14 protein-coding genes and 2 pseudogenes are annotated in these 25167 nt (G+C 50.7%); 13 read left to right on the forward strand and 3 right to left on the reverse strand.

Annotation, left to right across the window (positions count from 1 at the left end; translation table 11 throughout):
• Positions 1-114 precede the first annotated feature (114 nt).
• From serA to AB4Y71_RS08730, 4 genes and pseudogenes are all read left to right on the forward strand, one after another.
• Complete coding sequence (gene serA, locus AB4Y71_RS08715; protein ID WP_441719665.1) at positions 115-1710, forward strand: phosphoglycerate dehydrogenase; 1596 nt, start codon at positions 115-117, stop codon at positions 1708-1710.
• A gap of 87 nt (positions 1711-1797) precedes the next feature.
• Positions 1798-2529, forward strand: a complete 732-nt coding sequence (locus tag AB4Y71_RS08720; protein ID WP_441719668.1) for a DUF6270 domain-containing protein — start codon at positions 1798-1800, stop codon at positions 2527-2529.
• A gap of 102 nt (positions 2530-2631) precedes the next feature.
• Complete coding sequence (locus AB4Y71_RS08725; protein ID WP_441719671.1) at positions 2632-4413, forward strand: hypothetical protein; 1782 nt, start codon at positions 2632-2634, stop codon at positions 4411-4413.
• Positions 4414-5018: 605 nt separating this feature from the next.
• Positions 5019-5324 (forward strand): annotated as a pseudogene (locus AB4Y71_RS08730) (IS3-like element ISAar44 family transposase); the annotation flags it as partial.
• Here the strand turns inward: AB4Y71_RS08730 and AB4Y71_RS08735 are convergent.
• From AB4Y71_RS08735 to AB4Y71_RS08745, 3 genes are all read right to left on the reverse strand, one after another.
• Complete coding sequence (locus AB4Y71_RS08735) at positions 5321-5473, reverse strand: hypothetical protein (protein WP_441719674.1); 153 nt, start codon at positions 5471-5473, stop codon at positions 5321-5323. The pseudogene AB4Y71_RS08730 and the gene AB4Y71_RS08735 overlap by 4 nt on opposite strands.
• A gap of 459 nt (positions 5474-5932) precedes the next feature.
• Positions 5933-8623 carry a heparinase II/III domain-containing protein gene (locus AB4Y71_RS08740; protein ID WP_441719677.1) on the reverse strand — a complete coding sequence of 897 codons (2691 nt, stop codon included), beginning with the start codon at positions 8621-8623 and terminating at the stop codon, positions 5933-5935.
• Between the two features lie 173 nt (positions 8624-8796).
• Entirely contained in the window at positions 8797-9048 is a 252-nt protein-coding gene (locus tag AB4Y71_RS08745; RefSeq protein WP_441720602.1) for a hypothetical protein, read from the reverse strand.
• On the opposite strand from AB4Y71_RS08745, the pseudogene AB4Y71_RS08750 reads away from it, so the two are divergent.
• From AB4Y71_RS08750 to metG, 9 genes and pseudogenes are all read left to right on the forward strand, one after another.
• Positions 8948-10120: pseudogene (locus tag AB4Y71_RS08750) on the forward strand (IS3 family transposase). The gene AB4Y71_RS08745 and the pseudogene AB4Y71_RS08750 overlap by 101 nt on opposite strands.
• A gap of 470 nt (positions 10121-10590) precedes the next feature.
• Positions 10591-15003 (forward strand): glycosyltransferase, encoded by a 4413-nt coding sequence (locus tag AB4Y71_RS08755; RefSeq protein WP_441719680.1) that lies wholly within the window; start codon positions 10591-10593, stop codon positions 15001-15003.
• Between the two features lie 36 nt (positions 15004-15039).
• Positions 15040-16854: a glycosyltransferase family protein gene (locus tag AB4Y71_RS08760; RefSeq protein WP_441719683.1), complete on the forward strand. Its 1815-nt coding sequence runs from the start codon at positions 15040-15042 to the stop codon at positions 16852-16854.
• A gap of 50 nt (positions 16855-16904) precedes the next feature.
• Entirely contained in the window at positions 16905-18080 is a 1176-nt protein-coding gene (locus AB4Y71_RS08765; RefSeq protein WP_441720580.1) for a glycosyltransferase family 4 protein, read from the forward strand.
• Positions 18061-19836 carry a glycosyltransferase family 4 protein gene (locus AB4Y71_RS08770; RefSeq protein ID WP_441719686.1) on the forward strand — a complete coding sequence of 592 codons (1776 nt, stop codon included), beginning with the start codon at positions 18061-18063 and terminating at the stop codon, positions 19834-19836. Before AB4Y71_RS08765 ends, AB4Y71_RS08770 begins: the two co-directional genes overlap by 20 nt.
• 132 nt (positions 19837-19968) lie before the next feature.
• Positions 19969-21201 (forward strand): UDP-N-acetyl-D-mannosamine dehydrogenase, encoded by a 1233-nt coding sequence (gene wecC, locus AB4Y71_RS08775; RefSeq protein ID WP_441719689.1) that lies wholly within the window; start codon positions 19969-19971, stop codon positions 21199-21201.
• Positions 21202-21228: 27 nt separating this feature from the next.
• On the forward strand, positions 21229-22413 hold the full coding sequence (wecB, locus tag AB4Y71_RS08780; RefSeq protein WP_441719692.1) for a non-hydrolyzing UDP-N-acetylglucosamine 2-epimerase: 1185 nt from the start codon (positions 21229-21231) through the stop codon (positions 22411-22413).
• 122 nt (positions 22414-22535) lie between these two features.
• Positions 22536-23543: an NYN domain-containing protein gene (locus AB4Y71_RS08785; protein WP_105659140.1), complete on the forward strand. Its 1008-nt coding sequence runs from the start codon at positions 22536-22538 to the stop codon at positions 23541-23543.
• Between the two features lie 57 nt (positions 23544-23600).
• Complete coding sequence (gene metG / locus AB4Y71_RS08790; RefSeq protein ID WP_441719695.1) at positions 23601-25151, forward strand: methionine--tRNA ligase; 1551 nt, start codon at positions 23601-23603, stop codon at positions 25149-25151.
• Positions 25152-25167 lie beyond the last annotated feature (16 nt).

The following is a 25167-nucleotide window of genomic DNA, read 5'->3' on the forward strand; positions in this document are numbered from 1 at the left end:
CGTGAATTCAAGGGAAAACGGGGGATATATAGCGCTACTCTGGAAAAGTAGGCAGCGAAAAACAGCTGCTTTCATGCCACCATCAGCCCAAGAAATCGCAAAGGTGCCACACCCGTGTCTGACAACAAGCCAATCGTACTTCTGGCCGAACAACTATCCCCAGCAACTGTTGCTGCTCTCGGCCCCGACTTTGAAATTCGTCAGACCGACGGAGCGGACCGCTCCCAGCTGCTCGAAGCCATTGCCGACGTAGATGCGATCCTCGTACGCTCTGCAACCCAGGTAGATGCAGAAGCAATTGCCTCAGCCAAGAACCTGAAGGTTATCGCCCGTGCCGGCGTAGGGCTGGACAACGTAGACATCAAGGCAGCCACCCAGGCTGGCGTCATGGTGGTCAACGCTCCTACTTCCAACATCATCTCTGCCGCTGAATTGACCGTGGGCCACATCGTGTCTCTGGCCCGCCGCATTCCAGCAGCCAATGCATCACTGAAGAGTGGCGCATGGAAGCGCAGCTCCTTCACCGGCGTTGAACTCTTCGAGAAGAAGGCCGGTATCATCGGCCTGGGCCGCATCGGCGCACTCGTTGCCGCACGCCTGCAGGGCTTCGGCATGGAAATCGTTGCTTATGACCCGTACGTCACCCCGGCTCGTGCCGCGCAGTTGGGCGTCACCTTGCTGACCTTGGACGAGCTGCTGGCTGAAGCCGACTTCGTCACCATTCACATGCCGAAGACTCCTGAAACCCTGGGCATGCTGGGCAAGGATGCTTTCACCAAGATGAAGAAGTCTGCATACGTGGTCAACGTGGCGCGTGGTGGCCTGGTGGACGAAGACGCGCTGTACGAAGCATTGAAGAATGAAGAGATTGCCGGCGCCGGCATTGACGTTTTCGTCAAGGAGCCAAGCACCGACCTTCCATTCTTCGAATTCGACAATGTCACGGTTACTCCGCACCTTGGCGCTTCGACCGATGAGGCGCAGGAGAAGGCCGGTGTTTCGGTTGCCAAGTCGGTCCGCCTGGCACTTGCCGGCGAATTGGTTCCGGATGCTGTGAACGTTGCAGGCGGTGTCATCGATGAGAATGTTCGCCCTGGCATCCCGCTGATCGAGAAGCTGGGCCGCATCTTCAACGCGCTGGCTTCCGGATCACTGACCAGCATTGATGTTGAGGTTGCCGGCGAAATCGCTGCACTCGATGTCAAGGCGCTGGAACTGTCGGCGCTCAAGGGTGTCTTCATGGACGTCGTTTCTGATCAGGTCTCTTACGTTAACGCACCAGTCCTGGCAGAGCAGCGTGGCGTTGCTACCCGCCTGATCACCACCCCAGACTCGCCTGAGTACCGCAACCAGCTGACCATCAAGGGATCCACCAATGAAGGGACCCAGCTTGCTGTGGCCGGTACGCTGACCGGACCTAAGCAGATTGAGAAGCTCGTGGGTATCAACGGCCACGAGATCGAAATCCCTATTTCGGATCACATGATTGTTGTTCGCTACGCGGATCGTCCGGGTGTCGTTGGCTCTTTGGGCAACGTATTGGGGGAGCAGGGCATCAACATCGCCGGCATGCAGGTGTCGCGCGATGAGAAGAAGGCTGAAGCGCTGGCTGTCATCAACATTGATTCTGCACTGCCTCACGGCGTGCTGGACGTTGTTGGTGCTGCGATCGGTGCGAGTGTTGCGCGCGAGATCAATCTAGCTGACTAACGGTCAAAATAAGCAGGGTCAATAGAATATGCTGGGGTGGACACCGGAATGAGAGTGTCCACCCCCGCAATGCGTTAGGAATTTTTCATGGCAGAAATAATCATCTATGGCAGTTGCGTCAGCCGGGATACGTTCAGCATTATGGAACAAGAACATAGACTCTTGGCATATGTAGCACGTCAAAGCTTGATCAGCGCAATGACCCAACCCACGACATTGCTTGAACCTGCAAAACTTGACTCGAAGTTCCAATCGAGAATGCTAAACGGGGATCTAAAATCAGACTTATTAGGAACGCTACGAAAGCATTCTATGCAAGCGGATCTTTTACTGATAGACCTTACTGATGAGCGCCTGGGTGTGCATAAGCTGCCGGATAATTCATTTGTTACCAGATCGTCCGAACTTATCCAGTCAGGATTGCTGAATAAACTCAATCCCATTCCCGGAGTGATCCAAATAGGAACTGAGCGACATTGGATTTTCTGGGAACGGGCGGCTAACAGATTTGTCGACCATTTGTCTAGCATTGGATTATTTGACAAAACAATAATTGTTAATACGCCATGGGCTGCAGAATCAGTTGAAGGCGCACCTGTACCTGGCTATAGAAATTTCACCGTTAATGAGATGAATGGGCACCTGAGACGTTACGGAGAGCACCTTAAACGTCTTGGCCTTAGAGTTTTGGAAATGCCTGAAGAGCTGGCCAAATCCACAAAAAATCATAAATGGGGAATAGCCCCGTTTCATTACCAGGATTCAGCGTATGAATGGATTTCTAAAGAAATCGAACTATCACTATCTGGTTTAAAGTAGAACCATACCTGCATATTGGATTTTGAACTCAAATGAAAGTAAATCTAAATTGATAATATGTCGTTGCATGGCATATTGAAAGCCTAAACAGGAAAGGCCAGCATGTACAACGCTCCATGTATTCTAAAATTGAAAGCACCCAGTGTTCATGAAAGGTCTATTTTTAACCAATATAGAATTCTAAATTCCTCGGGTAGACTTGGTGCTTCCCGGCCAATAGTTTTCGCCGTACATGGAGTTGGTGTGGTAGATGGGAAATGGGTTAGTAATATAGGTGAAGCGCAACGCGTCATCGATGAAACTGAGCTGAACTATGAATCCTTAGGTGCGAGTATTAAAGGGTCCATCACCGTGTATATTGTTGACGTGCCTTCGCAGAAAATTATTCTTTTGTGCGACCCGTTCGGTTCATCAATAGTTTATGTTTATGAATCAGATGCATGTAAAGCAGTGTCTTCGGACTTGGCCTCGTTAAGGGACGGGTTGAGCACTGTAGGAATTCATCTGGAGAAGGATCTGACATACGCAGCCTTGTACGTCGCAACGAACACCGGAGGTCTAGCGCAGTCAAGCTACATGAACGTGAGGTCCATCGAGCCCTTTCGGTATTTATCTCTTGACGTTGACGAATTTCATGAAGTTGAATATAAATCTCTAGATAACTTAAGTTTTCCTTCTTATTCTTATGACGAGTTGTTGGATAAGGCCGCCAACGATGTCATTCAGAATATCGAGGCGGCAAGTACACATAATTCGAGAGCGAAGATTTCTCAATTGACCGGGGGCGCGGATTCACGTCTTGTTTTGGGCGCGCTTCTTGCTTCGGGAAAAGAAACTGAGTTTAACTTCTACTGCTCAGGAAACATTAACGAACCTGATAAGATAATTTCAAGGCAACTCAGTAATCAATTCGATTTGTCAATGACAGATTACAGTGGATTGAATCCTATGGGACAGCCTGATACTTTTGAAGATTTTATTTCGCAGCCGTTCGACACTACCGCAGGGATTCTTTCTGGGCCTGCCCATCCCATGCTCGAATACGGTGATGAGCTCGTATTCTCGGGTGGGTACGGCGAGTTCTTACGAAGTGCATTTGACAAAGGGCAGCGCTATGATGGCGATGTAGCAACAGCCATGAAGAGGATTTACGGCAATACTTCATTTAGCGAGTTCCCGTCGAGGAGACTCATCTCAGAACCTGCGTATGAATTCGCAATTAATCGATTCAGTAATCTAATAAGTTTTGGAATAACGAGGGGTGTTCCTGAAGATTCTCGATTAGATGCAGCTTATATTGTGGGACGTAACCGATATTTCGTGGGAGAGACGACGCGATCCTTGTCACCATTCGTTGCACGGTTTGATCCTTTATATTCTCCCTATGTCTTGGCCCTCGGCCTTAAAGCGAGTTTAGAAGAAAAGGCCTCTGCCTTTCCTTTGTTCGACTTAATGAATCGGTTTGAACCTACGTTGATGAAGTTACCGTTCGATTCACCTCGAATTAAACCGTATTACGAAGAGGTGCGTGGACCTGTCAGCAGGGTTGATTTTACATACGACCCATCCATTGAACCCAGGATGGTAATTTATAAGCACAATCATAAGTCGAGAAAAACAATGAAATCTTATTTTCAAAAACCTTCCAGTAATGATATTGCGATCGCAAACGATTTGCACACAGCGCCACGACTAGTTGCACAGAATGCGGAAGTTCAAAAACGGTTGAAAGTGCTTGTCAGTGATACGGGTATGGAATCGATTTCGAAATATTTCAACCCTCTCATTGTGAACTTGATAATAAACAGAAAACCAACGCACCGCGTGCATCTGCGGCAGTCATCGAATTTATATGCGGCATTGCTTTGGTATCTACGTTCCTGAAGTAAAGTATCTCTACTATGCCGAGACAATCTGCACGTTTCCCGATGTTGCGGCAAGGAAAATAGCGACATTATTTCCGGGTTGCTTATATGTGTACAGCAGACGTATTTGGAAGCACCTGTGCGCGCATCGGTTAGCACTGATGTAACGATCGGGTAGCGCATCAATGCGACCCGAGCAGAGCTGGCCCGAAGCACGAAAAGTCCATTGGATACGATGCGCGGGCAAAGTCCTCCGAACCGAGCTCATGGCTACCACCATGGGCAAGCTGCGGCATTGTCTCGGCTTCTGGTCGGCAATGCGTAGCATTGAGACGAAAGCCGAAGATGAGCAAGTCTCAGCCGGTCAAGCCCAAAGCGGTTGGGTCGGCAGGCGAAGCTTCGCGCAGACGCTTCCATGCCGTGATACCCGGAATGACTCTGGAGGGCTGGGCAGCCCCAAAGACGTGTCTTCTACGATGGCCGGTTATCGGTTGTATCGGATCTTCGGCGCCCCGTGCAGCTATTGGGCCCCGCGGGGTGAAGATTTCCAGGAGCTATCCGAATCGCGCACGCATGCTTCACTTTCGATACAGCTGCGCTACCAACTGCGTCTGCTGAACAGTGCCGGCGAACAACATCACCACTAGCGAAGAAGCCCTGATCCTAGAAACCCTGAACAGCGAACGGTTCATCGATCAGGCGCCTGAACGGATCTACGCGGTCCTCTTGTCTGAGGGCACGTGTTTGTGCTCGGTGTCCACCATTTATCGGCTGTTGCATCGTGAGAAGCAGGTGGCCGAACGCCGCAGGCAGGCCCGCCACCCAGCCCGGCAAGTTCCGGAACTGGTCGCGTACCTGCCCGGTGAGGTGTTCACCTGGGACATCACGAAATTGGCTGGCCCAGCCAAGGGCACCTATTTTGAGGCCTACGGTCCGCAATGACGGTGCGGTGCGTCGATCTGCTGGAACACCCTGATGGCTTGGGCTTTGGAAGTCGGCTCGATCAGCCATACCAGCACGATGGCCTTGAATGCAGTGTCGTCCATGACGATGAATGCGGCAGTCGTAGGCCGCGTCAAGAACTTCCCAAAAGATGACTGCAGATGAAGCGATGACTCTGCCCGAGGCGGTGACACTCCGAGCAAAGACCGCTATAGGTTCTGTCGGTGGCTCATCACCGTGCCAACCGGCAACATCACTTGGTCGAACAGGTAGTTGCTCGTTGCAGCCGAAGTCGTGGGCCTGCTGCCCAGACCGAAATTTTCGTTGCGCCTGGGCTAAGAACGCCCGGAGCTCGGCATCGGTAGGGCCGAGCCAAACTGCTCAATGTAGGTCACCAAGCGATCAATGCGATTTACGAACTTTATGGCTACGGCACCTGAAGCGGTGCGGACCCGACGAATGAATCTCATAGCCATGATTACACTCTATGGTCAACAACGTATTCGTGACTCTTTTCAGCGACGGCAAATCCTAAAAAACAAGTCCACATATATTGGCTTTATTTAATCATTGACAGTAGCACGAAACAGGTCTGACTATGGGATGTCGATCCAATCACTCGTCTCGGCCGATACTTTCTTGTCCGGAAAGGAACGTATGAATCCTCGGACTCGATAGCGACCAGAAGGCAAACCAGCCCATGAAGAAAAATTATCTTCTTGATACTTCACAGAGTCAATCAAGGATTCATTTCGATAAAGTTTAAAAGACGACTCAGTGTTGCCGAAAGCTGCAGTAGATGCAAATAATCGCTTGGAAACTCTATCAAACCATGCCCCGACAGATTTTGGTTCTGTCGACAACTCAATGGGTGACTTTATTTGACTGCCGGATTCAGACAATCCTAGCACCTTGTCCAAAAGCATTCTGCGATATGGTTTACCTATTTCAGAATGAGGTGTCCCATCCAGCGAAATAAGCTCAACCTCGATTCCGCGTGATGTTGCGTATTCCACCCAAGGTAGTACGTGATTCTTATAATGATGATCAGATTTTCCTACAATTATCGAAATCTCAGAATTTCTTGACGTAGTAAATTCGGGAGAATACATCAAGGAGTCCAATTGCGCCACATGTGCTTGCGTTTCACCGCCGGTCATGTATCTGAGGACGTTGGGATGAGGCTTCTTTAAGAATGAACCTATTTTAGTCTGCGGAGCGCCTACAATGATCTTTGAATTTGGGACTCTCAGGCCATGTATGATTGCAGCAGTTCCGCCTTTAGATGATCCAGCAAAGATGATACTTTGACCAGTTTTCCCTAAATGCTTAATCCGATTATGAATAAAATCCTGGACAGTTTGGAAAATTGACAGATCGCCTTTCTCCTGTAGATAGTATGACCCTTGGTCTCCAAAGTCATCTAATATATAGAAGACATGAGCATTGGAATTATCTAATGTATTTTTGTAGTTAAATGAAAAATTACCTACGGGTGCCATTGCTGAAAAGACAAAAACTAAAGGGTACTTTTCATTTGGATATTTAGGCTTAATTTCAAGGTAGTTTAGCCTTCTTGCACTTGATGCAACCTGCCAATGGAGACTGGATTTAGAATGCAGTTCTCTGTTTACATATGAAAACGAATTAAGTTCGAATCGAGTTTTGAGTTCTGCATTCGACGAGGCATTAAAGGTTACGCAAATTGTTTCACTTGGGACTTTATTTCCGAACTTTGGAAAGGACCAGCCGGCAACGGTTGGTTTTGTCTGGCCGATTTTTTTTGAAACTTTAATAGGGAAATCCGTTTCAATGAAAGCGTCTAAGATCTTATCAGAGCCTTTGAAGACTTCAAACCCATTGCCATGAATGACGGCTTCTAACCCTGGGGCTAGGTGCCAAAATTGTTCATAATCATGTGACTCATCGCTGTCTAGATAATCGATTACAGTAATTGTTTCTTGACGCACGGGACCAGTGACCTTAACGGTTCGCGTGTGTCCTACACCGCGAAGGCGTCCAGTTACTCCCGTCACTTCAAATTTACCTTCCGTCACTTGTGACTCTGTAATCAAGACAGAAGACTTTTTATCGTCAGTTCTCGGAATGGATCTCCCATCAACAACTATTGAGTTGTGGGAAAATTGGCTATACGCATAACGTGAATAGGGATCAGCGTAATTATAGCTAAATGGGCCCGATTCAGTGATTATTTCTTGTCCGGCCGAGTACAAGATGAGCGAGAGATCATCAGAGTGCTTGTGGTAATTGTCGTTATATGCCGCTTGGAAGAGTAAATAAGTAGCGTCTACGGATGCCCAATCCGAACGATATATTGCATAACCGCTTTTGCGAAATAGCGCTGAATTGTGATCGGGCACCTTACCGAGTTTTCCCGCACTTGAAGCATAGAGAAAATACTCGTCAAATATCCGTTGATTGGAAGTGCGCGCACCAACGGTCGTGTCACTAATAGGCGGAAATTTACCGTTTGGCATTGTAATGTAAGTTGCATAATTTGCCGCATCTTTGTACAGCTCAATCAGCGTTTCTGACTCTATCTCTAGGGCCGCGAGAATCTTTAGATGGCTGTGGAGATTCCTCGAAACCAATACATGGTAGGTCGGCGTATTCTCAATGTGAACCCCCTCATCAGTGAACGCATGGATGAAATATTCTTCTAGCCTGTCCAGCGCTATGGAAAGTTTATCAGACCTTTTTTGGTCGTTATCCCAACGTGCGATTACTGCATAATTTCGCAAAGAAATGTCTTGAAACATTCCATGATTATTCAGTCCGGCGTGAAATTCTGTCGAAGCCAGTAGATCACTGGTCTCAAGGGCAATTTTTTTAAGTTCTTGGAGACTATCTTTGTCATTTAACTTAACTCCCGCCAAAATAATACTCATTATTGTATTCAGGCGCTGTGCTGTGGTTTCGTCATGATAAGCCATGCTCGAGGCGCCCAGTTCGACTACAGGATTCAATTTTCGCCAGGAAAAAATTAATTTGGCAGCTTCTTTATAGGCAGAGTAATCGATATTCTTGATGATGTAGTCTGCCCAGCCATGCATAAATAACAGGCCATGAAAATACCGACCACGAGTTCTATCTAGTTCTGATCCCCATAATATTTCTGGGTTATTCTTTACGGGGCCATAGGACGATGGAATTTCCATTCTATCACCATTAAAGAATTCTCGAATTCGATCTTCCGTTTTGGCTATAGAACTTACGACTAATTCACCAGTGATCAGAAACAGGGCCTCTGGGTTATTGATGTTCATTTAGTATCTCCGTTGTTTCATAAATTTCTGACCAGATTTATTAAGAATATATTTAAATCAATTACGACTTCTTCGACGAAATATAATTGAAGTAGGAGATGGTGATGTATAATTCACCAACAGTTCATATTGATCTTTCTCCTCTTCCCAGTGTACGCGAGATCAATACGCATCTAATTATTGGGGCATCTCACCTCGCGGGCAGCAGCGGCCTCTTTCTTTGTCCTACCCACATCGAACGACAGCTTACCGATAAACGCCGTCAAGATCGGGGCCACGCCGCCGATGATTGCCAGGATCACTATTTCCGGCATCAGTATAAACATGCCAAGAATCTTCACCGAAGGATTCAAGAAGGACGCCGTCGCGCTCGTCGAATCGGGGATATCCCAGAAGCAAGTTGCAGCGGATCTGGGATTCTCCAAGACTGTACTGTAAACGTAGGTCCGCGATGCCCGCTACCAATCCCACGGAATGGCCCCATCCTCTGATGCTGACGAACGCAAAGAAATGTCCCAAGCGCTCAAACGCATCCGGGAGCTCGAAATGGAGAACGAGGTGCTGCGCAAGGCTGCAGCCCACCTATCCCAGCCGCATATTCGTTCCCCAAAATAATGGGTCGGCTCGTCCAAGAATTAGCCGCCAGAACAGGTAGGAAACATATTCCTGTGGCGGTGACGTGTCGGGTCGTGGGATTCAGCACCCAGGCGTACTACAAGTGGTTGAAGAGCCCTGTCTCAGCTTGGGAAATCGAAGAGCGGGAGTTGATCGGCAAGTTGCGCGTGCTTCACGAGGAGAATCCCGAGGGAGGATACCGGGTGTTGGCCGATGATCTGGAAGACGCCGGCTACCAGGTCTCAGAACGCCGGGCCTGGCGGTTAGCCGCAAGGCGGGGATCCGCTCAGTGATCAGCAAACGTCAGCGCAAGCACGTCCCGGCGGGCCCAGCGGTGCATGACCACTTGGTGCAGCGGAACTTCACCGCAGAGCGGCCCAACCAGTTGTGGCTGATCGATATCACCGAGCACTACACGAGCGAAGGAAAGCTGTACCTATGCGCGATCAAGGACGTGTTCAGCAACCGAATCGTGGGCTATTCAATTGATTCGAGGATGAAAGCCCATCTGGCTGTCAACGCCGTGGAAATGGCAGTGGCGCACCGAGGACACCCGCGCGGAGTCAAGGTCCACAGTGACCGTGGCAGCCAGTTCCGTTCTAAGAAATTCACCCAAGCTCTCGAACGCCACGGACTGGTCGGTTCGATGGGCAGGGTCGGGGCAGCCGGCGACAATGCGGCCATGGAGTCGTTCTTCAGCCTGCTGCAGAAGGACACGTGCTGGACCGCCGCTGGTGGTCCTCCCGCCAACAACTTCGCCTGGCCAATGTTGGGTGGCTGGAGGGGAAGTATCATCGCAAGCGCAAGCAACGACGTTTGGGGAAAATGACCCCGATCCAATTCGAGGCTACAATGATCGAGTCTGTCGCTCTGGCAGCATGAACCTTGGTGTCAACCAAACCCTCAGCAGACCCTGATTCGCGCTGATCTGTTACCGACGTCCTGAGGCAGAAGTGTCACCGTCACGAGATTACACACCTGGTTGCACGAATAGACGTAACTTCAGACGGTATTCTGCAGCGAAGCGTTGACAATATGATTTCTAACGTCGACATCAAGGCAAACGATGCTGAAGAGTGCATCGAAGCTGACCCTGCTATACCGAGGCATGCTCAATAAAGCGTAGTTGGGGGAGCGAGGAGGCGTTCATCAACTGATCTGGAACAAGCATTGGTTCCTTTTGGCATTACAGGTAGTTTCTGTCTTCGGCCCGACGCGTGCCAGATAATTACAAAATGAGGCATCATTAGGAAGTGTCAAAATTCAGCTTATCCAATCGAACCGCTAGAATTACTCATTGAGACGAAAGTATAGTTTAGGGAGTTTCCTAGTTGAAACGATCGAATCATAATATGGCCCAAGCAATTAGTTCGCGCGCCGAACTCTTTAGCATTAGACAAGAGTATCTTGATCGTGGCGGTGACTTTGAAACACGAGTCCTCGATGATCTGGCGAAATACCGTGCACAAATATCGAAACTAACGATTGAGAATGAGAAGCTCCGAGTGCGCCAGGTTAAATCTGAGGGGCTGACCGCGAGGCTCGAACGAGAATTATCGTCTGTCAAAGACGCCCGACAGAAGTTTAGCCGTGAAGCGTCGATCCTCAAGAAGCAACTGGAGAACGAACACAATCGGGCCGAGAAGTTCAAATCAGCCTACGACAATCTAAAGAACCATCCGGTTGTGAAAGCCGCGCGTGGGTTGAAGAGTCCCTTCGTGCGTAAACAGGTTCCTCCGCGCATGGCGGTTCAGAATCTATCCCATACTTTGGCACCAAAGGCCACCTCCAATCCGTCGAATGTAGCTCCGTCACCTTCTTCAGACATAGCTAGTTCGAAGGATGGTTTCATCGATGCTATTAAGCGCGAAGCCAATGCATATATAGCCCGCTATCGTGACTTGGGGGAGATCGTCGCACCAGCGGCAAGATTAAGCGCGCTTGCCAACGAAGAGGGAGCTCCTTCAAGCTTCGGCGCTATGCACGATCAGATATTGGGGCAATCCAGACTTCTCGATTCTCTGCCGGCAGTTCCACCGAAGACCTCGACACCTGCCTATGTGCCACAACCAGATAAGGTGATGTATTGCGCCCATAGCACCGGTGAGTACAACAGCAACGGATATTCAACGCGCACGACTGGTCTCACAACTGCTGTTACCGAAGCAGGTGTGGATCTCTTTGTAGCAGCGCGTCCCGGCTACCCTTGGGACTCCAACGTTAACAAGAAGTTGCCGAAAGAAAAGCGCCTGATACGCAATTACCAGGGCGTCGATACGTATTTCAACCCAGGTGTATCACTTCGTAACGATCCGCTGGATAAGTTTGTGCAGATTGCGGCAGATATCTACGTTCGTGAAGCGATGATGAATCGACCTTCTGTGATCGTTTCTGCCTCCAACCATATTACGGCACTGCCGGCGTTGATTGCTGCTCGTCGTCTTGGCATCCCGTTCATCTATGAAGTTCGTGGTTTGTGGGAAATTACTGCAGCTGCTGGCAACGAGACCTGGCACCATTCGGAACGATTCGAATTAGCCCGCCGCATTGAATCTCTGGTGGCGAACGAAGCAGATCGTGCCTTTGCGATTACCGAGGAAGTTCGCGAAGAACTGGTGAAGCGTGGCGCGGAACGAGACAAGATTGAAATTTTGCCGAATGCTGCCAATATTTTCCAGTACGTCCCGCTCCCTGCGGAGCGCTCGAAGGTGGTCGAAAAGAAAAAGAAGGGTGAGTTTCTTCTTGGTTATGCGGGCAGCCTAGTCGATTATGAAGGCTTGGACCTGCTGATCAACGCAGTAGCTGAGCTACCCGAATCCCTGTCTCACGTCGGCGCTCTAATCGTCGGTGATGGCTCAGTCTTGCCAGCGCTCAAGCAGCAGGTGTCTGATTTGGGCTTAGAAGAGCGTGTCCGTTTCACCGGGCGCGTACCGAACGAGCAGATCAACGACTACCTGGCCATTTTCGATGCCGTCGTCTGCCCACGAAAATCGAACATTGTTACCGAGCTCGTATCACCGTTGAAGCCTATTGAAGCGATGGCAGCAGGGCGTCCTGTGATTGGTTCCAACGTATCGCCAATTGCCACGTTGCTCGGTACCGATGGTAGTCGTGGGCTGCTCTTTGACGCGGACAACGTACAGTCTTTGTCCGAGGCGATTGCCCAATTGGCAGTAGAACCTAAAACTGCCCAGGATATGGGTCGTCGTGCGCGCAAGTGGACCGTGGAGAATCGTACGTGGCCGATCGTCGCGGAAGTTTTCGTTGCCCAAATTGGCAGCGTCCAGGACCGCAAGCCAGTAGGCAAGACGCTGGACGAGATCCGCATGGCTCTAATTGCCGACGAATTCACCACGTCCACCATTAGCCGCGAAGTCAATGTCGTTTCGCCAACTCCAGAAAACTGGCGAACGACTTTGGAGTCAAACCCTGTCGATGTTCTCTTTGTAGAATCGGCGTGGGCAGGGAATGACGGAACCTGGACTCGCAAGGTCGGTTATTATGACGATGAGGAATGCGCGGATCTTGTAGCGCTCATTGGATATTGCCGCAGCAAGAACATCCCAACAATCTTCTGGAATAAGGAAGACCCTGTTCATTTCAATCGATTCCTCTGCACAGCACAGTACTTCGATGTTGTTTTGACGACTGATGCTAATTGCTTGCAAGACTACTGGGATCACCGTGGTGGAAACCTCAAAGCGTTGGGCAGCCTTTCCTTCTGGGCGCAAGCAGAAATCCACAATCCTCTGGGAACATCCCGTGCCTACTCTCATAGTGTGGCGTACGGTGGCTCCTACTACGGTGATCGATATTCCGAGCGTTCGAAGGAACTGCGCGCAATTTTGGAAGGAGCACGTCCCCAGGGTCTGACTATCTATGATCGCCAGGCTGACAATCCTGATTCGCCGTACAAGTTCCCACCAGCTTTGCAGGAGTATGTTCAGGGCGGATTGACTTATGAAGAAATGGTGGAAGCTTACAAGTCGCATCCGGTGCACGTAAACGTGAACTCAGTGAACGCCTCGCCTACTATGTTCTCCCGCCGGGTATTCGAGCTTGCTGCCTGTGGCACTCCCGTAATTAGCGGCAAGAGCTTCGGCGTTACTTGGATGTTTGATGGTTCAGTTCCCGTGGTCGCTTCGAATCGGGAATCGGAACTAATTTCAGCACTGTGGATGAATTCCGAAGCCGATCGTGTCGCCGATGCATGGGAGCCACTACGTGTGACTTTCCGCAAGCATTTGGCACACCATCGTCTTGCTTTGGCGCTACGGATGGCTGGACTCGCAGTGGATATCCCGACTTTGCCATCACTTGGCATTGAACTGAAGACGTTGACCGAAGAAATTGCTTGGGATCTTGTAACAGCTAGCGTTCGACCTTCGCAGGTTTACGTTGCCGGGTTCAGCGACGATGATGCTGCAGTTAACATTTTGCGAACTGCAGGAATTGCAGTAATGAGCAGTGACGCAGTTCGTGAAGCAGACGTGATTGCCTCCAACGCTGAAGAAGTTCTCAAAGATCATCAGGTCCTTGAAGACATGTTAACTGCCATGTTCTATGGCCAAGCTGCAAGGGTACAGGTCTCTGACAAGTACGTGGGTACGCAGGGCCTGCCGCTCTGGATGCGCGAGCATGTGGATGCGCAGTTGCCGACCTTGACGCGCAGTAGCAACATCGCAGATTCTGCCGTAGAGACCATATGCCTTCGACGCCCACTAGACGTCGAAGAAGCCGACGGCACGCTCATTGACAATCCTGCATCCAAGGACTCGCAGAACATCCTAGTCGCGGGACATGACCTGAAGTTTGCCGGGTCAATCATGGCCGGGATATCCGAACACGGGCACAACCTGAAGATTGATAAGTGGAACGGCCACGCTCAGCACAATGTTGAAGAGAGCCAGGATCTTCTAGAAGATGCTGACACCGTGTTCTGTGAATGGTCACTTGGCAATTTGGCGTGGTATTCAACGCATTTGAAGCCTGGGCAGAAACTGGTTACCAGATTCCACTCGCAGGAACTATTCACGGATTACCCTCGATCGGTGAACTTCAAGAAGGTTGACAAGGTGATCTTTGTCAGCGAATTGATCCGAGGAATGGCGGTTCAAAAGTTCGGAATTCCTGAGGAAAAAACGATGGTCATTCCTAACTCTGTGGATACCAGGAAGCTGGATCTTCCCAAGTCTGGTGATTCTCAGTTTGTATTGGGCTTCGTCGGCATGGTTCCGCAGATGAAGCGATTCGACCTCGTGCTTGATCTACTGGAAAAGTTGCGTGCAATCGACAGTCGCTTTACGTTGCGTGTCAAGGGCAAACGACCGGAAGATTACCCCTGGATGGCTGCACGCGAGGAAGAAATGGCCTTCTACGAGGCGCAGTATGCTCGTATTGAAGAATCTGATCTACTCCGCGATGCTGTGGTCTTCGACCCTCAAGGCGATAATATGGCCCAGTGGTACCAGGAGATCGGTGTTGCTGTATCCACCAGTGATTTCGAGTCCTTCCACTTCACTCTTGCAGATGGAGCGGCATCTCGTGCGTTGCCGGTAGGCCTGGCCTGGCCGGGAGCGGAATGGCTGTACCCGAATGAGTGGTTGCATGCAGACACTGCGTCAGCAGCTCAATACGTGATCAGTCAGGTACAGGAGCAAGCGAAACTGGCAGAGCAGGTTAAAGCTGCACGCGAGTTTACTGTGAAGAACTACGATTCCAACGATATACTTGCCCGAATCATGAATGAAATTGAAGCTAAATAGCGCTTTTTAGTGCTTTCTACTAGTGAGGTGCGTTCAGTGGCCACCGGGGGACAGCAGCGCTACTTGCGAACCGATGTTGAGAAATTGCTTGGACTGCAATTCCCACCAGTAGAATTTGAACCTTCAGAAGACCACGACGGAAAGTTAAACGTTGCAGTCATTCTTGATGATTTCAGCGCGAAAGCTTGGGCGCCTGAATGGAACTGCACCTTTATCACCCCCAGCTCATGGCAGGATGAACTTGAAACACGAGAATTTGATCTTCTCTTTGTGGAGTCGGCCTGGGCTGGAAACAACAAGTCTTGGCAGTATCACCTAACCGGCCCTACAGCACCTCGACCAGCGTTCGTCGAGATGGTAGAAGCGTTTAAAGAACGATCTGTTCCAGCAGTTTTCTGGAATAAAGAAGATCCACCGCACTTCGCCGACTTCCTCGACTCTGCAAGATTGTTCGATGTCGTTTTCACATCAGATTCCCGCAAAATCCCGAAATACCATGAAGCACTGGGCCATGAACGGGTCGCAGCATTGAGCTTTGCAGCTCAGCCGAAGTTCCATAATCCGGTACGGACACTTAGCCAAGAACGCCGAGATGTAGCTTTCGCCGGAATGTATTTTGCGGACAAGTACCCCGAACGACAAGAACAGATGGAGATCGTACTTGGCGGCGCTATGGATATCTCGCCAAAGCTAACTAGCGGGCTAGACATTTTCTCCCGACAGCACGGCGGAGACGCGAAGTACCAGTTCCCGGCACCGTATGACCAGAATGTTGTCGGCTCGCTCGACTATGACAAGATGCTTTCTGCGTACAAGAACTACAACGTTTTTCTGAACGTCAACTCCGTTGTCGATTCGCCAAGCATGTGTGCCCGTCGAATATTCGAGATCACCGCCGCTGGCACTCCTGTGATTTCGGCTCCAAGCGCTGCGATAGAGAATTTCTTCACGCCTTCAGAGGTACTTCAGGTATCCACCAGGGAACAAGCATCTAACTCGATTCGCAGCTTGGTTCGGAGCCCAGAACTTCGCCAGCGAATGGTCCATATGGGTCAGCGCAGGATCTGGAAGAACCATACCTATGCGCATCGTGCTCAACAGGTTGAACAATTCGTTGGGCTCCGTTCTGCTCACGGTCAGCCAATGTCCATGTCCTGTACTCCAAAGGTAAGTGCGATTGTTTCGACAATAAGGCCTCACCAGCTTCAGCATATATTCGAAACTGTAGGGAAACAGAAGGATGTTGAAGTTGAGCTCGTACTCGTGGCTCATAAGTTCTCAGCCGCCACTGGACAACTGGCCGATATGGCATCAGCAGCTGGAGTAGCGAACTACCAACTGCTTGAGATGGGTGAAGAAAGTACTTTGGGTGACTGCCTGAACGCCGCGGTGGCCATGGCCAACGGCGACTTCATCACCAAAATGGATGATGACGACCTCTACGGGGAGTACTATCTCTTCGATCAAATTTCAGCGCTTCGATACAGCGGTGCCTCGATAGTAGGCAAGCAGGCGCATTACATGTACCTCGCGGATTCGAATGCTACTTTGCTGAGATTTGCCGAGCGTGAGCACCGTTTTACGAACCTCGTGATGGGTCCGACGATGCTTGGCCGTGCGCACGTTTTCCGCGAGACACCTTTTGATACACGTAACCGTGGCGAAGATACAAGATTCCTAAAAGACGTCATTGAACGTGGAGGAACCATTTATTCGAGTGACCGTTTCAACTTTACCCAGATGCGCGGGAATGATGGCCTAGCGCATACCTGGGATCTGAGTGATGCGGAGTTGACTGCAACTGGTAGTATTCAGTGGTTTGGACGCAACGATAAACATGTCTTTTTCTAGGAAAGTCTTATTGTGCAATTAGTACGAGGTAAATCAGGGGAGTGAAGAAGATGAAAGTTATGCTTCTGACGCACTCGTTCACGCCTGAGATCTCGCCACCTCAACGACGCTGGTCAATTATTGCCGACGAACTGGGGCAATTGGGGCACGAAGTTACTGTAGTGACCCCGAAATCGAATCGGATTGCAACTAAACGGCAAAGTCGTCTTCTTGATAATCATTATTTGAAGCTGCAGCACTATCCATCAATGCGTCGTTCCAAAACGATGCTCGGAAAAGTATTGAAGCATGGTGTTGATGCAGTTCTGAGCGTACCTGCTGCATTCCGAGGGCAAAAGCCCGACGTTATTATCGCAACTGTCCCAGCAATTCCAACGCTAATTGTTGGTTTCGTGGCTAGCCGCTTGCGGGGTGTACCGTTAGTTGTCGACCTACGGGACGCTTGGCCAGATTTGCTCAGTGAATCACAAGTTATCAAGTTCCGCTGGGTCGAGCCAGCTATTTCGAAGATCATCAGTTTCGTTGTGAATAAAAGCGATATGCTCGTTACGGTGACGTACGGCTTGGCGGGGAAGATGAAGCGAAATGGCGTGAAGAACGTCGCCACAATCACCAACGGCGTTGAAACTGAACGCGAAGATCTTACAGTTGCTCAGCGCGAGATCGATGGCGAACTCCATATTCTCTATCTCGGGAACATTGGTCGGAGCCAGGGTCTGGAGACCGTTATCCAAGCGATGGAGTACGTACCAGAATCTGTACGTCTGCGCATTGTTGGCCAGGGTACTGAAAAGAGTAAATTGATGAGCCTAGCGATGGATCTGGGACTTGATATTGACTTCCAAGACCCTGTCTACGGCCAGGAGGTATTGGAAAATTACTCGTGGGCGGATACATCCCTAGTTTCTCTGCGTCCTGACTGGCCGAGCTTTAACCACACAGTGCCTTCGAAACTCTATGAACTTCTTTACCTGAATCAACATGTTAGCGGCTTGGTCAGAGGAGAAGCAGCGGAAATTATTCGTGATTCCGAGGCTGGGACTGTGATTGAACAAGACGTACCTTCCTTGGCCGCTTACATTAACAACTTGGTTGCGAACCCTGGAATTTTGCGGACCGATCGTCGCGGGACCGACTGGGTCATGAAACATGGATCGTTACGTCAAGCCGGGCGGGAATATGCCGAACTACTAGCCACAGTTGTCGATGCGTACTCCAAGAGATAGAGCAGAGCTTTTGAATCTAAAAGTCATTCCGAATGCAATCAACACCGGTAATTTGGTACTTTCCAACATTGCTGATGATCCTACTTATTTTGCGCTCCAAGTTGCTCGCCGCTTCAAGTCCAAGCCGGTTCTACGCTCGTTGATTATTACTCTTGGGAGTGATAAATCCAGCATTCCGCTACGCGCGCTCTCGGCCATGCTGAAGGATGACACTAGTGCCCTGCTCTCCGCCTGCAGAGAATCGTTGAGCTCCGACAGCAACCCAAGCCAATCAGTATTCTTGGCTAACCTTTGCATTGCTTCCAATGAGTGGGAACTTGCAGAAGAATTACTCAATAGGGGCAAACCTTCCATCGCCCACGTACGTGCCAAGGCCCGTCTATTGTGGTCATTGGGCTGGATGACAGATGCCATTGAGCTGTTGCAACAGAATCGCAGTGGCCGTCAACTTCGTCACTATGAATCAGAATTGGCATCCTTCAAGGGGGCAGAGCCCTGTCTTTCTCCGCTGCGTACCGCTGGTATATCGACTAGCGCGACTCGTTCTGTTCTTTACGTTGCTACCAATTCGTTGCCACACACTGGTAGCGGTTACGCACAACGAACTCATTCAATTCTCGTGTCATTAAGGGATGCAGGATGGGGAGTCAAAGGACTTACCCGTGTGAATTATCCCTTGAATATCGGCAAACTATCCGTCTCAGAAGCTGACGTGGTTTCTGGTATCGAATACCAGCGCTGCCTGCCTTTTCCAGCGAAGCATGACTTCACCGGAAGAATCCAGCAACAAGCTGAAGACCTACTGAGCAGAGTCCTTCAAGAGGCGCCTTCTGTACTTCACACAACGACAGATTTTTCTAACGCTCTAGCGGTTAAGTCCGTTGCAAAAGCGACCGGTATACCGTGGGTTTACGAAGTTCGCGGACAGCTGGCAGACACGTGGCTTTCTACGCGTCCCGAGAGTTCGAAAGATTCAGAACGATACCGACTATTCGTGGAGCGCGAAGCGTTTGTAGCTCGGCATGCCGATCATGTCTTCACCTTGGGCGATGCCATGAAACGCAACCTGATCGACGCTGGTGTTGATGAGACGAAAATTTCAATATTGCCGAACGGGATAGGGGAAAAGTTCCTAGAGGAACCCGTGTCCAAGGTCCAAGCTCGTGCGCAGCTGGACCTTGATTCTGAAGCATTTTATGTGGGGACGGTTAGCAGCTTGGTCCCTTATGAGGGGCTTTCGACGGTTGTCCGTGCTGTTGCTGAACTTGCGAACCAGCACAAGGAGTTACGTCTGTTGATCGTTGGCGATGGTACGGATCGTGAAAATCTGATCAGTCTTGCCAAAAGTCTAGGCATCGCCGCGCGTTGTGTTTTTCCTGGTCGCATTCCGCGGGAACAGTCGCACCTCTATCATGCTGCGTTGAACACTTTCGTCGTGCCACGAATTAACTCTGCTGTTACTCGTTCGGTAACTCCGCTCAAACCTGTGGAAGCTATGGCATCGAACATACCTGTCTTGGCGTCCGATCTTCCTGCCCTGCAGGAACTGATCACCGACGGTGAGAACGGTCACTTGATAGCCGCGGGGGATGTGGCTGCGTGGGCAGAAAATATCGAAAAGTTGATGTTAAACCCAGGGGCAGCTGAGCGCATGGGCAAGTCAGGGCGGGAATTCGTGCTTGCCAATAGAACTTGGGAGCAAAACGCGCATAGCGTTGTCCAAGTTTACGAGCGAGTAATAAGTAAAGCTCCGTGACAATGAGGCTGTCGCTCATCCCAGCGATGGGATATGGTTTATAGGGCTAATCTTGCACTTCTTGTGCTATAAGATCAGCTTGCAGGCCCTTTCGTAGGGAACATCGCTCGTACCAGAAGGAAAGTCGCTTTAGTGAACAACATTAAAGAAGTCGCCGTAATCGGTTTGGGTTACATCGGATTGCCAACTGCTGCAATTCTTGCCTCGAAGGGCATCACCGTAAAAGGCGTCGATGTAACTCCTCGAACTGTAGAGGCAGTCAACAAGGGCGAGGTGCCGTTCGTAGAGCCGGCGTTGGGCGAATTCGTTTCCGCCGCGGTGGCTGCAGGTACCTTGTCTGCAAGCTTCGATACTCCAGAAGCTGAAGCGTACATTGTTGCTGTGCCAACTCCGTTCAACGATGACTACACCGCTGACCTGTCATACATTGAGGCTGCAGCAGAGGGCATCGCTCCAAAGCTCAAGGGCGGCGAACTGGTTATCCTCGAGTCGACCTCGCCTCCAGGTGCAACCCAGCACCTCTTCGACTACCTGCTGAAGAAGCGTCCCGACCTGAACAAGGACAGCCTGCTTGTAGCACACTGCCCAGAGCGCGTACTTCCTGGCTACGTCATGGAAGAATTGGTCACCAATGACCGTATCGTCGGCGGTATCACCCCAGAAGCTGCAGAGAAGGCCAAGGCTCTTTACGAGACCTTCTGCCAGGCTGCTATCCTCACCACCGATGCTAAGACTGCTGAAATGGCAAAGCTGGTCGAGAATTCGTACCGCGACGTGAACATCGCCTTTGCTAGCGAATTGTCGGTCATCTCCGACAAGCTGGGCATAGACGTTTGGGAACTGATCTCCCTGGCCAACCGCCACCCACGCGTAAACATTCTTCAGCCCGGTCCAGGTGTTGGCGGTCACTGCATCGCAGTTGATCCATGGTTCATTGTCTCGGCTGCTCCTGAAGAATCAAAGCTGATCCGCATGGCTCGTAACACCAACGATGCAAAGCCGAACTGGGTTATCGACAAGGTTGTAGAAGCTACCAAACTCCCATCCTTCAACGGCAAGGTAGCTGTCATGGGTTTGGCTTTCAAGGCGAACATTGACGACATGCGTGAATCGCCATCCATTGCGATCGCTCGCAAGTTGGCTGAAGCCAACCCAGCCGTTGAGTTCCTTGCAGTGGAGCCACACGTAGAAGAATTGCCTAAGAATCTTGCGGGCATCGCCAACCTGAAGCTCGTTGCAACCGATGAAGCTCTAGAATCGGCAAGTGTGATTACTTTGCTGGTCGACCACGACCAATTCAAGTCCGTACCAGCAACCGCGCTGGCCGGCAAGGAAGTTATCGACACTCGCGGTCTCTGGCGCTAGTTCTCCAAGCTGACAAGGTATATATCTATGAAGAAGATCATGCCGATCTATGGCACTCGTCCTGAGGCCATCAAGGTTGCGCCGATCGTCAAGGCTTTGAAAGAAGCTGACGAGTTTGAATGCGTTGTTGTCGTAACTGGACAGCACCGAGAAATGCTGGATCAGGTCAACGAGCTCTTTGGCATCACGCCGGACTATGACTTGGACGTCATTCAGCCGCGCCAGACCCTGAATGGTCTGCTTACTAAGACCATTGCTGGTCTTGACGAGATTTTCGAAAAGGAAAAGCCTGACGCTGTAGTGGTCCAGGGCGACACCACCACTTCGACGGCTGGCGCAATCGCGGCTTTCTACCGTGGTATCCCAGTGGTTCACGCTGAGGCTGGACTTCGGAGCTATGACATCTTCTCTCCATTCCCGGAGGAAGCTAACCGCAAGCTGACCAGCCAGATCGCCAGCCTGCATTTGGCTCCAACGTCGTTGAGCAAGCGTAACCTTGAGCGTGAAACGTTCAAGGGAAGTGACATCGTTATCACCGGTAACTCTGTCATTGACGCACTGCTGACTGTCGTCGAAAAGAAGGTTCCTTTCTCGGATCCCAAGTTGGAAGAACTGGTTTCTTCTGACAAGCGCATCGTTCTGGTGACGACGCACCGTCGTGAGAACCAAGGCGAACCAATGCGCGGCATCGGCCGTGCATTGGCAAAGCTCGCCAAGGCTGAACCAGATGTTGAATTCATCTTGCCGTTGCATCGCAACCCTGCGGTTCGCGAAGCGTTGCTTCCGGAAATCGATGGGCTGCCTAACGTGACTTTGACCGAGCCGCTGGCTTACGGCGAATTCACTCGCATCATTGATGCTTCGACCGTCGTCTTGACCGATTCCGGTGGCGTCCAGGAAGAGGCTCCAAGCCTCGGCAAGCCTGTCCTGGTCATGCGCCCGAACACCGAGCGTCCTGAAGCTGTTACCGCGGGTACCGTACGCCTGATCGGCACCGATGAGAAGCGCATCTTCGAATCGGTCACTGAGCTGTTGCATGATGAAGCGGCTTACAACGAGATGGCTAACGCTGTAAACCCTTACGGTGATGGCAGGGCTTCCGTACGTACCGTCGCTGCAATTGCAGAATTGCTTGGCGTAGGTTCGCGTATCGAGGAATTCGATTCAAGTCTGTCAGATCCAGAGGACATGATGCGGGCAACCAGCATCTAGTTCCGTTCAAAAGACCAGTTCAACACCAGTTGAACTGGTCTTTTCTGGTTTACACCGGAAAGAGTCATGCGATGCAGGCCCTTTCAATATGGTTTGCCTAGTTTTATCAGTACGATCGAATCATGATGAATCAAACTGCAATATTTATTGATGCCGGATTTCTGCTCTCACTAGGCGGTCATCGTGCCGCCGGAACAACCTTAAGATCAGCCTTTACAACCCATTACGAGGCGCTGGTACGCGGGATCGTGCAAACCGTAAAGAAGAACACGGGTCTTAATAACCTCCGCGTTTATTGGTATGACGCCTCGAAAGACGGGCTATTTACTGAGCAGCATAAGCGGATTGGCTTGATACCCGGCGTTAAAGTGCGCTTAGGTCGTATCTCTTATAACGGCGAGCAAAAAGGTGTGGACCTGAGGCTGGCGCTGGACCTTGTAGGAGTTGCCCGTAATGGCTCGGCATCAATTGCTTACTTGGTCTCCGGCGATGACGACCTCGCCGAGGCCGTCGAAGAAGCGCAAGACTTGGGCATGAAAGTAGTGTTACTAGGCGTAGCGAAATCCGATAGCCGTCTTGGAGTAGCCTCGGTGGCTGAACACCTGGCTTTGACCGCTGACTACATTGAAATCGTTCCGAATCAACTATTGGATAGCGCATTCACCAAGGTTCTTGAATGGGACAAGAATCATTCTGAAAAGACGTCTCTAATTGCTAGTGCGTCTTTGGAGACAGAAGCAAAGCCAGCAGCGAAGCCATCGGTTCCTACACCTGCCGTCATGGCTCAGAAGCCAGTTATCAGGCCAGCCGTTGAACCGGAAGCCGAACCTGTGGTGATCTATTCCAGTGGTGGTGAAGCTTCTGGCTATCAGGGTTCCGCGGCTTATGAGCAACAAGAGTTGAAGGTTGCAGAAGAGATCGGCGCAAAGGTTGCTGAATCCTGGCTTGCCTTCACGACACAGTCTGACGTAGTAGAACTCATTGCTGACAAGCCGCAGCTGCCACCCGAAATTGACAGGACTTTGCTCAAGGATTGCGCTCAAGTGCTTGGGGAATGGAAAACTGATCAGCAGATCATCCGTCGCACACTTCGTGGCGCCTTCTGGGAGTATTTGGGCAAGATCATGTGACGAGTCAGTACAATCTGGAAATCCGCTTTCTGACGCTAGCTAAGGTAAATTTATATCGTGACTTCTCAGCAGAAACCTTTTTACATCACCACGGCTATTTCTTACCCGAATGGTACCCCGCACATTGGACATGCCTACGAGGTAGTGGCTACCGACGTTATGGCTCGATTCAAGCGCCTAGATGGTTTTGACGTCTTCTTCTTGACCGGCACCGATGAGCATGGCCAGAAGATGATGCAGACCGCAGAGAATCTTGGGGTCACGCCGGCTCAGCTGGCTCAGCGTAACTCGGATGCATTCCAGGCCATGAATGATGAGCTGGGTACAAGCTACGACCGCTTCATCCGTACCACTGATGCAGACCATCATGCGGCTGCGCAGGAACTTTGGCGCCGCATGGAAGCCAATGATGACATTTACTTGGATAAGTACGCAGGATGGTACTCGGTACGCGATGAGGCCTTCTACACCGAAGACCAGACGGAAGTGCGCGAGGACGGTATTCGTTATGCCGTTGAAACCGACACCGAAGTTACTTGGACTGAAGAAGAGTCCTACTTCTTCCGCTTATCCAAGTACCAGGACAAGTTGCTGGAGTACTACCGGAACAACCCTGAATTCGGCGCGCCACGTTCCCGCTTCAATGAAGTAGTACGGTTTGTCGAAGGCGGTCTGATGGACCTTTCGATCTCTCGAACAACTTTTGACTGGGGCATCCCGGTACCGGGCAACGAGAAGCATGTCATGTACGTGTGGGTAGACGCGCTGACCAATTACCTGACGGGCGTTGGATTCCCGGACATTGAGTCTGCTTCTTTCCAGAAATACTGGCCGGCAGATGTCCACGTGATCGGCAAAGACATCTCGCGATTCCACGCGATCTACTGGCCAGCATTCTTGATGTCTGCAAAACTGCCATTGCCTAAGCGCGTCATGATCCATGGATTCCTGCACAATAACGGTGTGAAGATGTCCAAATCCCTGGGCAACACTGTTTCCCCAGATGATTTTGTGAACCGTTATGGCCTGGACCAGGTGCGCTACTTCTTCCTGCGGGAAGTTCCGTTCGGTGCCGATGGCAGCTATAACCACGAGACCATCGTTGCCCGTATTAACGGTGACCTGGCCAATAACTTCGGCAACCTTGCACAGCGTTCACTTTCGATGGTCGCAAAGAACTGTGGGGGAGTAGTCCCAACCCCGGGCGAATTGCTGGAAGCTGATCAGCAGATTCTGGAAGCAGCCGGCAAGCTGCTGGAGATCAACCGCGATGCTTTCTCGCGTCAGGAATTCAGCAAGGCACTTGAATCCGTTTGGCACGTTCTGGGCGATACCAATGCCTACTTCGCTGAGCAGGAGCCATGGAAGCTGAAGAAGACCGATACTGAGCGTATGGCTACTGTCTTGTACGTGACCATTGAGATTGTCCGCAAGGTGGCGTTGCTGCTTCAGCCAGTATTGCCGCAGGCCATGACTTCTATGCTCAATGCGTTGGCAGTTGGCGAAGGTTCGGCGCGAACCTTCGAGTCCTTTGATAGCGCTTTGGTCCCAGGCACTGAGCTCCCAGCTCCTTCTCCTGTGTTCCCACGCTACGAGGAAGAGAAGTAAAAATTTTCCTGAGAGG

It is taken from the genome of Glutamicibacter sp. MCAF14, assembly GCF_052114325.1.
Lineage (GTDB): Bacteria > Actinomycetota > Actinomycetes > Actinomycetales > Micrococcaceae > Glutamicibacter > Glutamicibacter arilaitensis.